We start from the raw sequence: 15,391 nt of genomic DNA on the forward strand, positions 1-15,391 counted from the left end.
GCTCACTATTCAAGATACAATCAAAATTGTCTTAACTTTTTATTGGTTTAAATGTAATAAGTATTATGTCTCACGCCACAGATATAAAAACCTTAGCCCGTTGGATGTGTTCTGATTTTAGTAATCAAGAACAAGCCTTTGAAAATCCTCCTTTTTATGCACATATTCGGGTTTGTATTCGTCCTTTACCTGTCGATAATTTTCCTGAACCTAGTTTATTTTTAGAACAAGCTTATGATTATGCGTTAAATCAACCCTATCGAGTACGAGTATTACAATTAAAAATTGTTGATAACAGAATTGAATTAGAAAATTATAAACTGAAAGAGAAAGAAGCTTTTTTAGGGGCATCTCGTCAACCAGAAAAATTAAAAGAAATAACCCCTGATGATATCGAATTAATGCAGGGGTGTGATATGTTTGTTGATTGGACAGGAACCAGTTTTAAAGGAACAGTTAAACCAGGAAGAAATTGCCGTATTGTTCGTAAGGGAAAAGAAACTTATTTAGATAATAGTTTTGAAATTAATGAGCATCAATTAATTAGCCTTGATCGCGGTTATGATCCTGTTACAAATGAATTAGTTTGGGGATCAGTTGCCGGTCCATTTCACTTTGAACGTCGTCAAAGTTTTGCCGATGAAGTTAAATTTTAAAGTATTAATTAGGGTTAATTCTACCCCCATTTAAAACTTGATCAATGCGTATTTGATGGGGAGATTTTTGTGGTTCATTATCACCTCCTATCATTTGGGTACAAGTCGGACTACTAAAACAAGCTTGAATATCTTTTTCGGTTTCTTCCCTAGCAGAAACTTCAGGATCTTTCTTGTTTTCTAAATCTGTATTTTCTTCAGGAGTTGAGTCAGAATTAACAGGGGTAGAAGGAACAATATTAGGTTCAGATGAAGGGGAACATAACCCAGATAAATCAATTGTATTCCCTGCTTGATCAACTCCATAACAACGAGGAGAAGCTTGAACCCTAGAAGTCATAGCAGAGATCCCCATTAAAGAAGAGAAAATTAATAAACCAGTGGTAAAAAATCGTTGCATAAATTTTGCCTATCATCGGATCAGTATTCACTGCGATCGTAATAGTTAATGATCATGATAGACATCGCCAAATTTACGGAAACAGTTGATTAAAATTAGTTAAGCTCTTGAGAAATATTGAACTTAGGTTGAATAACAGTTGGCACTAATTGTAAAATTTGATCAACAACATCATTAGGGGTTTGGTGTTGATCAATGATAATTTGTAAATCACTTTGAGCGTATAAAGAGTGACGTTCCTCTAATAAAGATTGTAACTTCAATTGTAAATCTGTTTCTTGCAAGAGGGGACGAGTGGTATTTTTAGCTAAACGTTTGTTTAGAACAGATACAGGAGCATCTAACCAAATAATCAAACCATGATGTAAATAACTCCAATTGATTGACTTTAAAACAATTCCACCACCGGTTGCAATAACACTCTTAGTGCAAGAAGATAACTCTGAAAGAACCTGACTTTCAAGATCACGAAATGTTTCTTCTCCTTGGGTAGCAAAAATATTAGTAATACTTTGTTTTGTCACTTTTTCAATTAACACATCAGTATCAAAAAAACGATAATTCAAACGCTGTGCTAATTTTTTACCCACTGTTGTTTTACCGGTTCCCATCATACCAATGAGAAATACATTAACCCCTTGAAGTAGATTTTCCGTAGTCATTATTAAATCTCTGAGTAAGTCAACAGACTTAATTATACTTTATTAAAGCACTATAGCTTTTTTAAGCTATACTTTAATAAAGTAATTTATAAGTATTTTTCCAATATGACAAGCTTAATTGTCCTTGGTAATATTAATCGTTTTACATTTGCAAATTCTATAATTGTCGCTAATGCTAGAGTAAAAAAAAGCTTTGATCAACCTTTAACCAATATATTTGTTATCCATTCTAAAGATTCCTATATTAAGTTAAAGGATAATGAAGATTGGATAAATTATATAGAAACTAATGGAATAAGTCGAGAATTGTTTGTTGAAAAGATAATTGAGATCACAGAAGAACCATCTTCGATAGAAAAGTTCGTTGATTATCTTGAGTTCATTTTTAAAGGCATACCAAATGGTAAAAATTTAATTGTTGATCTTACAAATGGCACCTCATTCCAGAAAAACTTACTGTCAATAGCTTCTTACATACTTGATATAAAACATCAATATCTAATTGATGTTTCAAAATTATTTAAGATAACTGAAGAAAGAGGATTTTTACCAGTTGATATTTTGTTAGATTGCTATACTTTAGCCCCTGATAGCACTAGATTTGATAGTATTACATATTTGAATCTTTCCGAAATAGTACGTTACAAAAAAATTATAGAACATCAAACAAATAAATATATAGCTATTGATCCAGATGCCTCTGATGATGAGTTTTTTAAGAATAACTTAAGTCATTCTATTCAGTTAAAATTACAAGGCGATCAAAGTAAAGATAATGCTATTTATCGAATAGCAGCTTCCTCAATTTCAGCGAGTGTAGAAGATTTAATTCGTCTTCTTATTAATAAGTTTATGCTAGTTAACTTTGCCGACGGAGTGGATCGAAAAACTTTTGGACAGAAGCTAAAAATTATTGAGGCTAAATTTGAACATGATACTCCAGCTGACTTTGATATAGAGTTTTTTAGAAAGTTCAATGATTTTATGTTGTACTTAAGAAATAGTTCTACACATAAAGGTCAACTTTTAACTCCTTCAGAAAAGTTCAAAGCAGAACTTTCTGTAATAATGGCTTTTCCTTTTATCGACTTTTATACAGATATTGTCTATGATGCGTTATCGAAGAGTAAACTTACTAAAAAACCACAAAAAATAAGGAAACTAACTGATAATGATATTTTACCAGAAGAAGAATTATATTATGGCTTAGATGGAGATGATACAGGAAAAATTTTAGAAGAACTTTTTTTAGCTTGTAGCGATGAAGCTAAATTTCGTAAATCAAGCAAACAAATAACTAAGGCAATTTCCAAAATTGCTGGATTTATTCGTAAGACACTGAATCAAAATTCAATTATATTTGAGGCAGGTGATGATCTTTTATTTAAAGGTAATCTTGGAAAGGAAATATTGTTAGAAATACAGGCTATGTACTCACAATTAACATCAGGGATAACAACATCAGGGCTAACCTGTTCAATTGGATACGGACGCTCATTTCAAGAAGTTTATTTAGCCTTGAAACTTGCAAAAACGCAGCCAGGAAAAAATGCTATTGTTGGAATTGAGCTTTGCTAAATATGCGATCATAAGTAATTACACCAGGATTTCAGTACACTCGAAAAATACGCTGTTAAGTTGTTTTACTGAAAATATCCTAAGTTTGCGCTCTAAATTTTAAGCTTTATTCCAAAGTGTTCTAGAATACAATTTTCATTGTTAGGATAGGGATCTTGAGAATTCTATCGAAAAATCCTATGAATCAAGCTGTCGTTGCTGTTATGGATGGAACCAAAGCCCGTTTCTTTACCCTAGAAGAGGCTGAATTTCCTGAATACGAGTCAAGTCCTAATTTAGTAGAACACGAATGTTTAACTAATACTGCTAAAGAAATGGCAGGACGAGAACTATGGGCCAATACCAAAGGCCGTAACCGAGGAGCGCGCACTCAAGGCCATGGTTATGACGATCATCGTAGTAACCATCTCAGCGAATATGAACGCAACTTTGCTAAGGATATTAGTCAAAAACTGACAGACTGTCTTCAGCAATGGGAGTCCCGTTTTATTCTTTTAGTAGCTGAACCTCAGATGTTAGGATTGGTTCGTGAGTCTTTATCTCCTAATCTCCCCAAAGGTATTAAACTCGAAGAATTAGCAAAAGACCTTTGTAAACTCAGACCCTCAGAACTCCATGAATATTTAGCCCACAAAAATTTAGTCCCTGCTCGTAAATCTGTGGTACTTTAATAAACTTCTCCCCACTATCACGGACATCTCACGGGGCGGAAGCGGTTCCGCCCCCGTGTCCTCAACTTTTTGCTGTAGTGGGGTGTTTTTACAAATCCTTTACAATTAAGTGGTAACTGCTCACTGATCACTGGTAACTGACATATGATGAGCGATCGCTTAACTCAAACTTGGCAATGGCAGTCTGCCCAAGGGTTGCCTTATTTAACCTGTTCTCTATTAGAAGCTTGGCCTCATGGCTTTTTTACTCAACCGTTTTATCCGAAAACACCTGAAGACTTAAGCAAAATTTTTCATCCTGAAGCCCAAACTTATCGTGTCAAACAAGTTCATGGTAATCGTGTGTTGTCTCCTAGTGAAATTATAGAAGAGATGACAGAAAATAGTTTTCCTCCGGCTGATGGCATTATTGCTAATGTTGAAAATCAAGCTATCTGGGTAGCTAGTGCTGATTGTACCCCCGTTTTGATTGGGGATGAAGTAACCGGTAATATTGCAGCTATTCATGCAGGGTGGAGAGGAACAGCTAAACGGATCGTACCAGAAGCGATCGCCCGTTTACAAGTTTGGGGTAGTGCTATAAAAAATTTACGGATTGCTATGGGTCCAGCTATCAGTGGAGAGGTGTATCAGGTATCCGAAGAAGTGGCAGCAGAAGTGGGAGAAAGTTTATTTACAGATGAACCAATCAATAGCTCAGAAAACATTTTAAATTCTTTACTCAACCTATTTGAGTCTCCTATTTTACCTGATCCAGAACCTGGAAAAGTTCGTTTAGATGTACGTCGTATTAATCAATTACAACTTGAACAATTAGGCATAAAAGCTGAACAAATTAGTATCGCTCCTTATTGTACCTATCAATCTCCTTCTCATTTCTTCTCTTATCGACGGACTCATGAAAAAAAGGTGCAGTGGTCAGGCATTGTCAAAAATTAATAATAAAAAAGGTGGGCATTGCCCACCCTACTGATACTAAGTTAAAAATTAACGAAACATACTACTAACGGAAGTATCCTCATGAATGCGCCAAATAGCTTCCCCTAAAAGATTCGCTACAGACAACACCGTTAATTGTTCAAAACGATTTTCTTCTGGGATAGGAATAGTATTAGTCACAATGACCTCCTCTAATACCCCACTAGATAAACGAGAAACAGCTGGACCAGAAAACACCGCATGGGTAGCACAAGCATAAACCTGTCTAGCACCCTCTTCTCGGAGCAGTTTCGCCCCTTCAGTGATGGTTCCGGCTGTATCAATCATATCGTCCACTAAAACCGCTGTTTTGCCTTTAACATCGCCAATGACATTCATGACTTCGGCCACGTTGTGAGACTGACGACGTTTATCAATGATGGCTAAAGGTGCATCATCTAATTTTTTAGCAAAAGCTCTTGCTCTAGCAACCCCTCCTACATCGGGAGACACAATGACAATATCAGAGAGATCCTTAGTGGCAAAATAATCAAGTAAAACTGGTGTACTGTAAATATGATCAAAAGGAATATCAAAATAACCTTGTATTTGTGCCGAGTGTAAATCCATGGCCAAAACCCGATGGGCCCCAGCTTCAACAATTAAATTAGCGACTAATTTAGCGGTAATGGACTCACGACCAGCGGTTTTACGATCAGCCCTTGCATAACCATAATAAGGAATAACGGCAGTAATTTGCCTCGCTGATGCTCTACGACAAGCATCAACCATAATCAATAATTCCATAAAATGGTCATTGACGGGGTTACAACAGGGTTGAATTAAATAAACATCACAACCACGAATAGATTCTTGAATTTGAATGTACAATTCACCGTCAGCGAATCGTTTACGAATCATCGGCCCAATGTCCATCCCCAAATAACGGGCGACTTCTTGGGCTAACGCAATATTAGACGATCCACAAAACAGACTCAGACGATTATTATCTGACAATGAAGACACGGCCAGATGTGGCATTAATGTGGGAGTATGACTCACAGCAGACTCTTGACCCTTAACTCATAGCAATTCTATCATCTCAGGTTTTTGATTGTCTGATCAGATTTATCACTATTTTAATCATACGGGGATTAGGATTAAAACAGCGAAATTACACAGAAATTTAGGCTTTCCCCTAGAATAAGTAGGCTGATAAGATTCTTAACTGAAACTTAATGATTAACCCATTCTAGAAAATCATGCTATTGTAATAAGGTATGTGGACACGTAGCTCAGTGGATAGAGCACCAGGTTCCGGTCCTGGGTGTCGGGGGTTCAAATCCCTCCGTGTTCGTTTTCTATATATTATCCTTATATTATTAGGATACCTTTTGTCTAGCTCGTTTTGCTTTAACTACAGACGGGTCAATTTTAACCACTGCTTCGGCTAAAGGAAGAATACGCTTAGTTTTGTGTTGACGATGCACTTGATAAACCGTTTTTGTCTTTAAATCTAATGCACTTAACCAACCACTTTGGGGATGATATGCACCGGTATCAATATCTAACCATCCTTCTCCGACTACTAATTTCCCTGGTAAGACCCCTGGAAAGGTAAAAGTAATCGTATGACCAGTAATGATTAGTTTATCCTCAAAATAGGGTTTATCCATCCCATGAAAATCGTCCCTTATCCAACAAAACTGTTGCGCGGTTTGTTGTTCTAAAGGGATGTTAGGATCAATTCCTCCATGAACTAACCAAATATCCCCTAAGTCTAAATAGGTTGGTAAGGTTTTCATCCAGTTAATATGCTCTTGGGGAATATGATGATCATAACTAACTAAGGTGGAGTAACCTCCTCCATACAACCATCCTTGTAGTTGATGACTATTAATACCCCCTTTACCAACGGTTTCGAGAAGCATATATTCATGGTTTCCTAGTAAACAATGGTACTTATGTTTCATAACAAACTTTACCACTTGAGAACTTTGAGGCCCACGATCAATCAAGTCACCTAAAAAGTAAACTTGATCATCTTGGTTAGGTGCGACCGCTTCTAAAAGAAGATTGAGGGTGTCATAATGACCATGAACGTCACCAATAACAATACGACGCTGAGAAGTAGCGGGTTGAGAAGAGGAAGGGTATGTTAACATCTTTTAAGTCTTTTGCCGTTTTACGATGTCTAGGATTAGTATTCCCAGATATTGGTCTAATATCTCACTGTAGTAACAGGACGATGAATATAAGCGATCGCCCTACCTGTTACTTTTTCTTGATTATAAGTCCCGGTGAAGATTCCTTCTAATTTGGTTTGATGACGCACAAGATTTAATTGATAGTTTGCTTCTGCTTTGGTGTCATTGAAGAGAGTGGGAAAAGTTTCAATTTTAATGGTTAATTGATAGTTATTTCCCTCAATGTTGCTATTAATCACTTCTCCTTTAATTCCATCACCATATACTCTTGCTTGCCATTGATCATTGTCACAAACTAATCCTATTGCTAGATGATTTCTACTAATTTTAAAACTGGGCTTATCTTCAATTTTAGCAGGTTTTAATATTTTTTTGTTTATTTGACTATCTAATAAGGTAACAAAAACTTGTCCTTTGAGCGGTTGATGATCTTTTTGAGGGGGTTGATCCCAAAAAGTTGCTATAGAAACCGCTCGATAATTAGCTTGTCTTAAGGGGTTGATAATATTAAATATTGGTTGATTATCCCATAATTTATCGCCCTTTCCGTGCCAACGATATTTCGTATAACCTAATACCTCTGGATGGGAAAAAATACGATTCATTGTTTCAGTTGCTTTAATTTTTTGTCGTGTTTCTGGTTCATATCCTCCGGGGGGTTCGATGGGATTTCTAAATAAGGTATAGTGATCCGTCCATGTGCTAATTTCTCCATTTAGAATAGGACGTTGAACCTGTTGATAAAAGTCATTAAATAGTTCGTAAAAGTTAGAGCGATAATTATTGCGAGAAGCGACATCAGTCCATTCTTTTTCTACTTCTAAGACTGCTTTTCCTGGCGTCCCTCCCCAACGACAACCTAAAATTAAATGATTGGGATCATATTTCTTGATTTTCTCAGTACAAATTCGATAATATTGTTCTACCCATTGCTTAATAAATTGATGGTTATCTTCTTGATAATTATCTGAGATTAAAATTTCTTCTCTTAAGGTTAAGTCTCTTATACTTTCTTTTGCGGTAATATTAATTTGCCATGCTTGACCCAACTTTTCCAAGGATGAATAACGATTTAAGACAAATTCCCAAGCTTTTTGAGCAGCAGGAATATCTTGTTTTTGACTTAAACAAAACTGTAGTAATCCAATTCCTTTAGCGTTTAGTTTTGGTTCTGCTGGCAACTCAAAATCATCAGATTGTATAGGGCCATCATAGCGATACGTGGGAGCATTAGCGATAATTGTTTCATTACTATTTATCATTTCCATAAACCCCCTTTCGTTGTCTAGAAAATAGCCTAACAGCATTTTATTATTTTTTAGAGGAGTACAAAGTTTTTGACACTTTTTATCAACATTTTCTATCCATTGAGAGTCCCAAACATCAGGAAATTTAGTAACTAACCAGGGTTTTTCGTAATAAGTTTCTATGATTTCTGTAAAAGCCATATTTTGGTCAAAAAATTCTGCAGTTGTCCAAGCACCCATGGCGTTAAAACCCCATTCTTTGAGATAGTTAACCCAGGTTTTAACGGTGTTTTTAGGAACAGCAGGTAAGTTGGCTCTTCTTCCTCCCATTCCCCCTGCATTTAACCCTGTACAACCTCGATGACAAAAGGCTTTTCCTTGGGGATCGATAAACCACCATTTACCATTAATACTTTGACCAACTTGAAAAAATCCGTCTTTCCCTCGAATAGTTTTGCTATCAAATTGAACAGCAGCTAATAAGCGATTATCATTAGCTTTTGCCATATCTAATGTTTGTTGCCATTGACTTAGTTGCCATTGATAAACTTCTTCTATTTCTGTTTCTGTAATAATGGTAAAACGAGGAGCTAAATAAGCTAATTTCCAAGGTAACCATTGTGTTTCTTCACCATGATAAGCTTCAATAATTATCGGGTAAAATCCTTTATTGACTCTAATTAATTCTCCATGTTTAACGAGTTGGTTATTTACCCAAAAACTAGCATTAACATTTAATCCTATCGCTCCATGACAAACTCTTAATAATTGAGGTTGATCAAAAGATATTACTGTATAAAATAAAGAGGAGATTTTAGGTTTATTATTTCCTAATTGTTTTAAGTCAATAGCATCAGTAAAATCAGGGAAACTATTAGAAATAAATTTTTCTTGTGGTAATTGTTTTAATGTTTCCAAAATATTTTTATTTCCCTCTTGAATAGAAAGAGATAACATTGCTCCCTCTCCTGGTTTTACTGATGTTTTATATAACCATTTTTTAGGAACAGTATCATCAATAAATTCAACAGGTTTAATTAGATTATTAACAACTATCTTTTTAGATGGTTCAATATTTGTGATTTGAGGTTTTTGGGGTTTGGGATCAATGCCTGGAATCGTTAGATTATTATTTGGAAGATTTTGGGATAAAAGACGTTGTGGATAATACTTTTGCCAGATTCCATAGAGAAAAACTGTGCTTAAACTTAATAAAAATCTTCTAGTAAATTTCATGATAATTGCTGATTAACTTAGCTTAATCGATTAATTTAAGCTTTCTTTGATACAGATTTGTTTTTAACTAATTTACGCTTAAAAAATGTTCCAAATCCGATGGCAGTCCCTGAACCTATAATGGTTAGAGGTTCAGGGACAATAACAGGTTCAGGAGGTGGAGTTGAAACAAAAAAGGCACTTTTTTCTGTGGTACTTTGTTGAAAACCTCCAACCAATTTCATCCCCAATAAATTGGCTTGTAATCTTACATTATTATTGTCACCATTAGTTAAAAGCTTAATAATTGGATTTTCTGGATCGTTAATGATTCTACTAAATTCTCTATCACTCGGAGTTCCATTATTAATCGTCCTGATACCATCAAATAAAGAATAACAAACAGAAGATGGAGCGGATGATTCACAAAAATCAACTTCTAAAGTGAACAAAAAATTATTGGAACTATCATTAGTGTTGAAACTAGCGTTGCGATTAATAAACCAAGTTCTTTCTGCTGGTGATGCTTGTTTATCGAGAAACGACACTTTAAGTTGCAAACCTAAACTATAATTAATTAAACTTGAAGATGGTTGGCGTGTAATAGATACGTTATCCACAATTAAACCAATTTTTTCAATGGTTTCCCCTTTAAAATCGGATCTCAAGGTAGCAGCGATCGCCTTTTGATTCCAAAAACAGCCTAATCCTAAACAGACCCCTGTTGTCAAGGTCACTAACTTATAAAGTTTAACCATCATTTTAGTCCTAATAATGTTAAAAATTTGAGGATTGATTTTCTACATCGATTAAACCCGATGAATAGCAGTTTGTCATCTCGAAATGTAAGCGTTAATGTATAAATTTGTGTCACTTACGTATATAATCTCCTTAATCTTAACGACTCTAGCAAAAGATTCTCAGAATACGATGAGAATAGAAGAAGAAACAAGTCACTACATTAAAATTTAGATAATTGATGACCAAAAAGTAACCTTTTAAGGTAAATATAGATTAAATAATAAAATCTGAGTAGTTTGGTCAGCACTAAAGTTATCATCACTAATTACAATCAAACTCTGACTTCCATTTGCTAATCTTGGTCCGATGGTCATTCCTTCTAAGTTATCCAACTGAATACCCAAGGTTTCTAGATCCAATAATAGCTTTTTTCGTAAGGGTTTAATTCCTTCTATTCCCTCTTTGAAACTACTAATAGTTGAAGTTTCAGACGCACCACTATTAACCACTTGAAATAATTTTGCGCCAAACCCAAACATTCCAAAGGTTCGCTCTAAACTTAACCAGGAACCTTCACGGGGTAAAGCGAGTAATTCTGTAAGTCCATTAGCGATCGCACCTTTTGGCGTTTTATCCAATAAGTATAAATGTTCGGCAAGTAATACAGGAAGACCCACCGGACTGATCACATAATGCAGCAGACGTACTGGAATATTCACAGGAGGAGTCGAAGCAGTATCCTGTTTTAGTGATGCTTCTGTAGCTGTAAAAATGCGAAAAGGGTCATCTTTTAAGGTACTCGTCGCACTTATGGTTAAAGGTTCAAACCCTAGATTATTTTCCACGCCTTGAGGTTCTGTTTCGGGATCAGTTGCCATTAAATAACGTTTAGGAAGACGGATCTCCTGTTGAAGTTGTCCTGTAGTGGGATCAAATTCGCCAAGAAAGGGGTTAATTCCCTGGTTAGGTACTCCTTCGCTAGATATAAATAAAGTGCCTCTGGGGGACAAAGCAATACCCTCTGGATCGATGGTTTGAGATGGGTAATTTTGCCCAGCTTTATCCTTGAGAAAGGTGACGTTTTCTACCGTTACCCCTTTTATTGTTACTGGTTGCTCATTGGTGGTCGTTAGGTCTATCTTAAGGGTGTAGAATCTTGCCGGCGCTTGTTGAGCGCGATCGTCAGACAAAACATAAAAGCGATCGCGTTGCCGATCATAGGTAATTGCTGATAAACCCCCTATGGGAGTCTCTTGAAAAGTTTGCGGTTGTATATCGTACTTATCTAAAAATTCTAAAGAAATTGGTGGAAATAACCGCTCTTCTGCTGATATTTGGGGCATAGTACCACAAGCAGATAAACCAATCATAATTATTAAGGCTAGGATAAGGTTAGATAATTTCCTCACACGGTTGTCCCTATAATACAATTCTCTTTCAAATGTTATCTTATATTCAGTGAACAGTGTGCAGTAAACAGTGACCAGTTATTAGCTGTTAAACTTGTTTGTTAAACTTAATGTTGGTGAGGAAAATTATGTTTTATTTTCGTGATTATATTAGCAAAATTCCTGTTTTAATTAGCTTGATTTTTTTTCTTTATTCTGGGGATTTAATAAAATCTAATCAGATGGCGTTATCCCTTCCTGAGCCAGAATTAACCCCTTTAGAAGTTCCTTTAGATGATCCTTTACTGCCTCCTGTTCCTCGTCCTTTGACTCCATTAGAACAAAAAAGATTAAGAAGCGAATTAGATCAACTCAATCAACAAGCACAACAAGAATTAGAGACTGGTAAGGATAACCTTGCCTTTGAAATTTGGTATCGAGAATTAAGATTAAGACGAGTTTTAGGAAGAATAGAAGAAATTAATGCTTTAGGAAGAGTCGGGGAAATTGCGTGGAATCGAACCCGAACAGAAGATGTACAAATTATTAGTAAAAGACTGGTTGAACTGCAAGAATTATCGGAAAAAGAAGATCCTTTAAGTCCAGAATTTTTAATTGCTTTAGCCAATGCTTATGAGAAGTTACATAGTTTAGATAATTCTATTGTTGTTTATCGAAAAGTATTAAACTATGCCAGAGAAAATGATAGTCCTTTTACTATAAAAGAAGCCTTGCAAGGATTAGGAAGACTTTATTTAGCGAAATTTGATTATCCCAAAGCTGCAGCCGTCTATGAGGAATTATTAGATATTGCTCAAACTGAACAAAATACTTATGAAGAAGGATTATATTTACAAGCCTTAGCTGAAATTTATACAGCATCGTTACAACCCAATAATGCAGCAGAAATTAAACAAAGATTAGTGGATAGTTATTTAGCTAGTGAAAATATTCAATTTGTCCCACCCTTAAAGATTGATATTGGTAAAGATTATGAAACATTAGATCAACCAGAATTAGCCAGCCAAAATTATCAAGAAGCTTATGCTTTAGCTTGGTCTTTACAATTATTTGGAGCAGCAGCAGAAGCATTAACTCAACTTGCTGATTTATACACCGATTATGAACAAGAAGATTATGCTTTGCAAATTTATCAACGTTTAATTCAAGTCGAACAATTATCTTATAATTATTATGGTTTGATGAAAGTTTATGACAAAATTGGAGAAATTTATCTAGACAAACAACTTTATGAACCTGCGTTAGCTGCCTTTCAAGAAGGGTTAATTCTAGCCCGTTCCCTTAATCATAATCAAGGACATTTCTTAGCACAAATTCAAAAAGTTAATCAAGGAATGCAAGAACCAACACCTCCCTCGGTTCAAGAAGAGTTACCCCCGTCACCTAATGATAGTGATCCCAGTAATATCAACATTGATAGAATTGAACAAGAAATAGAAAGAAGAGGAAATCCCTTGAATGATATTGATGAGTTTGATAATAGATTTGAACAGGATAACATTTTGAGGTAAGGGGGATACTAAAAGTTACCTAAATATTTTTTACACTAAACTTTACATCCCACACCTGACACCCTACAGCCAATCAACAGACAAAAGCTAAAATAAACCCATAAAAGTTAACTGTTTTTCAGGAAACTTTGTCATAATTTGGAATAGGGAACCCTGTGATTATAAAAAAATAAAAGTATCATGCGTATTAAACAGTTATTTGTCTATGTAACATTATTGGTTTTAGGTGGAAGTGCAGGAGTTTGGGGGAGTCGTTACTGGACTCAAACCCCTCAAGAGCAAACCAGTCAACCGCCGGCAGTGGTTCCCACAAACCTTAAACCGTTTCCCTTTCCTGCAAAATCTTCTTCTAAAGCTAACTTAAATTTTATTGCTGAAGCAGCCCAAAAAGTCGGACCAGCAGTGGTTCGTATTGATGCAACGCGACAAGTTTCTAATCAAATGGGGGAAACGTTTGAACATCCTTTTTTCCGCCGTTTTTTCGGTAACGAGCTTCCTATTCCTAGAGAACACATTGAACGGGGAACCGGATCAGGGTTTATTTTAACTCCCGATGGACAATTATTAACCAATGCTCATGTTGTCGATGGCACGAAAGAAGTGAAAGTGACCCTCAAAGATGGCAAAGTCTATGAAGGAAAAGTGTTAGGAACCGATCCGATGACCGATGTCGCTGTGGTAAAAATTGAAGCTCAAGACTTGCCAACCGTAGCTATTGGTAGCGCAGAAGAACTGAACCCAGGAGAATGGGCGATCGCTATTGGTAACCCTCTAGGTCTGGATAATACGGTTACAGTAGGTATTATTAGTGCGTTAGGGCGATCCAGTACCGAAGTCGGTGTCCCCGATAAACGGGTTCGCTTCATCCAAACTGATGCGGCCATTAACCCAGGAAACTCCGGCGGACCACTACTGAATGCCCAAGGCCAGGTTATTGGTATTAATACAGCCATTCGCGCCGATGCTCAAGGGTTAGGTTTTGCCATACCCATCGAAACCGCCCAACGGGTGGCTAACCAGTTATTAACCACAGGAAAAGCAGACCATCCTTATTTGGGTATTCACATGATCACCCTTAACCCAGAATTAAGCAAAGAATTAAATCAAGATCCACAACTTGGGTTTAAAGTTACCAATAGCGAAGGAGTTTTAGTGGTGCGAGTGGTAGATGACTCCCCCGCCCAAAAAGCAGGATTCAAACCAGGGGATATTATCCTTAGAGTTGGGGGAAAACCTGTCACTAAAGCCGTTGAAGTACAAGAACAAGTAGAACTTAGTACCATTGGCAACACCTTGGCCGTTGAAGTGGTTCGTGATGGCAAACCCAAAACTTTCAAAGTATTACCCGGTTCTTTCCCGGCAAATTAATCAAGATACAAGCCAACCTTCTGCCTTTTTCAAGCTCTCCCATAGTAAGCGACCGCTTTTTGACCTTGCCAAGCCCACATTTGATCCCCTAAAGAAAAATGCCACCATTCCCCAGGATGACGTAAAAATCCCGCTTGCGTCATGATTTGGTTGAGTAGTTCTCTTTTTTGATGATAAGTTTGTCCTAGATTGTCGGTATGGTTAGCATAATAATTAGGTTGCGATCGCTCGGATAATTCGTCAATCAGTCCACCCATATCTAACAATTGACCTTGATTATCTATCAACGTAATATCAACAGCCCCACCGGTACTATGAGGAGGAGGAGTGGTTAAATCATCACTAGGGATCGCCCATATTTGATAAACTTGCTGCCAAAGACTATCTTTTTCTGTTTCAGATAAACTGTCTAAGGTTAACCCCTTTTCTTTGAGTAAAGAAGTAAATGTATAATCCACCATAAATTGTTGCACGGCGACAGGACGATAAGCATCAAAAATATGTATTTTCCATCCTGAATATTGTTGTTGTAAATAAGTTTGCGCTTGTATCAGTGCTTCTATCACTTTAGATCGTAAATAATAAGGGGATTTTTCTCCATAACTAGCACCTAACTTTTGATAGGGATGGGGTGTTTCTACAGAAAACTGTACTAAGGGAATAGCAATTAGGGGTTCTCCACAGTCTCGAATTGGGATACTTTGGTAAGGTTTCATCTAGTTATTCAGTAATTCCACTTACAATTAAATTATATGAATCTTCAAGACAAATGGTTCTTCATTGATAATTAATAATTAATAAATGGTCA

14 protein-coding genes and 1 tRNA gene are annotated in these 15,391 nt (G+C 36.2%); 7 read left to right on the forward strand and 8 right to left on the reverse strand.

The genetic code is table 11. From position 1 onward, the window contains the following. The first annotated feature begins 65 nt into the window (after positions 1 to 65). Positions 66 to 656, forward strand: coding sequence for a chromophore lyase CpcT/CpeT (locus CY0110_RS10095; RefSeq protein ID WP_008275314.1), 591 nt, complete (start codon positions 66 to 68; stop codon positions 654 to 656). 4 nt (positions 657 to 660) lie between these two features. Here the strand turns inward: CY0110_RS10095 and CY0110_RS10100 are convergent, their stop codons facing one another. Both CY0110_RS10100 and CY0110_RS10105 read right to left on the reverse strand, forming a co-directional pair. Further along, entirely contained in the window at positions 661 to 1,056 is a 396-nt protein-coding gene (locus CY0110_RS10100) for a hypothetical protein (protein ID WP_008275315.1), read from the reverse strand. A gap of 95 nt (positions 1,057 to 1,151) precedes the next feature. Continuing rightward, positions 1,152 to 1,718, reverse strand: a complete 567-nt coding sequence (locus tag CY0110_RS10105; protein WP_008275316.1) for a shikimate kinase — start codon at positions 1,716 to 1,718, stop codon at positions 1,152 to 1,154. A 105-nt stretch (positions 1,719 to 1,823) separates the two neighbouring features. On the opposite strand from CY0110_RS10105, the gene CY0110_RS10110 reads away from it, so the two are divergent. From CY0110_RS10110 to pgeF, 3 genes are all read left to right on the forward strand, one after another. Then, positions 1,824 to 3,296 (forward strand): mCpol domain-containing protein, encoded by a 1,473-nt coding sequence (locus CY0110_RS10110; protein ID WP_008275317.1) that lies wholly within the window; start codon positions 1,824 to 1,826, stop codon positions 3,294 to 3,296. Between the two features lie 179 nt (positions 3,297 to 3,475). Then, positions 3,476 to 3,967, forward strand: a complete 492-nt coding sequence (locus CY0110_RS10115) for a host attachment protein (protein ID WP_008275318.1) — start codon at positions 3,476 to 3,478, stop codon at positions 3,965 to 3,967. Positions 3,968 to 4,114: 147 nt separating this feature from the next. Further along, a complete protein-coding gene (pgeF, locus tag CY0110_RS10120) occupies positions 4,115 to 4,906 on the forward strand; it encodes a peptidoglycan editing factor PgeF (protein WP_008275319.1) in 792 nt (263 codons plus the stop codon). Positions 4,907 to 4,954: 48 nt separating this feature from the next. Here the strand turns inward: pgeF and CY0110_RS10125 are convergent, their stop codons facing one another. Further along, a complete protein-coding gene (locus CY0110_RS10125) occupies positions 4,955 to 5,947 on the reverse strand; it encodes a ribose-phosphate pyrophosphokinase (RefSeq protein WP_035799078.1) in 993 nt (330 codons plus the stop codon). 222 nt (positions 5,948 to 6,169) lie between these two features. Here CY0110_RS10125 and CY0110_RS10130 point away from each other — a divergent pair. Next, a tRNA-Arg gene (locus CY0110_RS10130) sits at positions 6,170 to 6,242 on the forward strand. 25 nt (positions 6,243 to 6,267) lie between these two features. Here CY0110_RS10130 and CY0110_RS10135 read toward each other — a convergent pair. The 4 genes from CY0110_RS10135 to CY0110_RS10150 form a co-directional block, all read right to left on the reverse strand. Next, complete coding sequence (locus CY0110_RS10135) at positions 6,268 to 7,050, reverse strand: metallophosphoesterase family protein (RefSeq protein ID WP_008275321.1); 783 nt, start codon at positions 7,048 to 7,050, stop codon at positions 6,268 to 6,270. Positions 7,051 to 7,106: 56 nt separating this feature from the next. Beyond that, positions 7,107 to 9,575, reverse strand: coding sequence for a hypothetical protein (locus CY0110_RS10140; protein ID WP_008275322.1), 2,469 nt, complete (start codon positions 9,573 to 9,575; stop codon positions 7,107 to 7,109). Between the two features lie 35 nt (positions 9,576 to 9,610). Further along, the gene (locus CY0110_RS30385; protein WP_198139137.1) at positions 9,611 to 10,312 is read right to left on the reverse strand and encodes a PEP-CTERM sorting domain-containing protein; all 702 of its coding nucleotides are present in this window, start codon (positions 10,310 to 10,312) and stop codon (positions 9,611 to 9,613) included. Positions 10,313 to 10,552: 240 nt separating this feature from the next. Continuing rightward, the gene (locus CY0110_RS10150; RefSeq protein WP_008275324.1) at positions 10,553 to 11,665 is read right to left on the reverse strand and encodes an esterase-like activity of phytase family protein; all 1,113 of its coding nucleotides are present in this window, start codon (positions 11,663 to 11,665) and stop codon (positions 10,553 to 10,555) included. 167 nt (positions 11,666 to 11,832) lie between these two features. Here CY0110_RS10150 and CY0110_RS10155 point away from each other — a divergent pair, with 167 nt between their 5' ends. Next, a complete protein-coding gene (locus CY0110_RS10155; protein WP_008275325.1) occupies positions 11,833 to 13,215 on the forward strand; it encodes a tetratricopeptide repeat protein in 1,383 nt (460 codons plus the stop codon). Between the two features lie 180 nt (positions 13,216 to 13,395). Continuing rightward, positions 13,396 to 14,583 carry an HhoA/HhoB/HtrA family serine endopeptidase gene (locus CY0110_RS10160; RefSeq protein ID WP_008275326.1) on the forward strand — a complete coding sequence of 396 codons (1,188 nt, stop codon included), beginning with the start codon at positions 13,396 to 13,398 and terminating at the stop codon, positions 14,581 to 14,583. Between the two features lie 29 nt (positions 14,584 to 14,612). Here CY0110_RS10160 and CY0110_RS10165 read toward each other — a convergent pair whose 3' ends face one another. Continuing rightward, the gene (locus CY0110_RS10165) at positions 14,613 to 15,299 is read right to left on the reverse strand and encodes a M15 family metallopeptidase (protein ID WP_008275327.1); all 687 of its coding nucleotides are present in this window, start codon (positions 15,297 to 15,299) and stop codon (positions 14,613 to 14,615) included. Between the last annotated feature and the right edge of the window lie 92 nt (positions 15,300 to 15,391).

It is taken from the genome of Crocosphaera chwakensis CCY0110 (genome assembly GCF_000169335.1).
GTDB lineage: Bacteria > Cyanobacteriota > Cyanobacteriia > Cyanobacteriales > Microcystaceae > Crocosphaera > Crocosphaera chwakensis.

Excerpts from the sequence above, each read along its gene's own strand:
- CY0110_RS10160 (WP_008275326.1), top strand. The coding sequence starts at position 13,396 with ATGCGTATTAAACAGTTATTTGTCTATGTAACATTATTGGTTTTAGGT.
- CY0110_RS10110 (WP_008275317.1), top strand. The coding sequence starts at position 1,824 with ATGACAAGCTTAATTGTCCTTGGTAATATTAATCGTTTTACATTTGCA.
- CY0110_RS10150 (WP_008275324.1), bottom strand. The coding sequence starts at position 11,665 with ATGATTGGTTTATCTGCTTGTGGTACTATGCCCCAAATATCAGCAGAA.
- pgeF (WP_008275319.1), top strand. The coding sequence starts at position 4,115 with ATGAGCGATCGCTTAACTCAAACTTGGCAATGGCAGTCTGCCCAAGGG.
- CY0110_RS10135 (WP_008275321.1), bottom strand. The coding sequence starts at position 7,050 with ATGTTAACATACCCTTCCTCTTCTCAACCCGCTACTTCTCAGCGTCGT.
- CY0110_RS10140 (WP_008275322.1), bottom strand. The coding sequence starts at position 9,575 with ATGAAATTTACTAGAAGATTTTTATTAAGTTTAAGCACAGTTTTTCTC.
- CY0110_RS10165 (WP_008275327.1), bottom strand. The coding sequence starts at position 15,299 with ATGAAACCTTACCAAAGTATCCCAATTCGAGACTGTGGAGAACCCCTA.
- CY0110_RS10155 (WP_008275325.1), top strand. The coding sequence starts at position 11,833 with ATGTTTTATTTTCGTGATTATATTAGCAAAATTCCTGTTTTAATTAGC.
- CY0110_RS10105 (WP_008275316.1), bottom strand. The coding sequence starts at position 1,718 with ATGACTACGGAAAATCTACTTCAAGGGGTTAATGTATTTCTCATTGGT.
- CY0110_RS30385 (WP_198139137.1), bottom strand. The coding sequence starts at position 10,312 with ATGGTTAAACTTTATAAGTTAGTGACCTTGACAACAGGGGTCTGTTTA.
- CY0110_RS10115 (WP_008275318.1), top strand. The coding sequence starts at position 3,476 with ATGAATCAAGCTGTCGTTGCTGTTATGGATGGAACCAAAGCCCGTTTC.
- CY0110_RS10095 (WP_008275314.1), top strand. The coding sequence starts at position 66 with ATGTCTCACGCCACAGATATAAAAACCTTAGCCCGTTGGATGTGTTCT.
- CY0110_RS10100 (WP_008275315.1), bottom strand. The coding sequence starts at position 1,056 with ATGCAACGATTTTTTACCACTGGTTTATTAATTTTCTCTTCTTTAATG.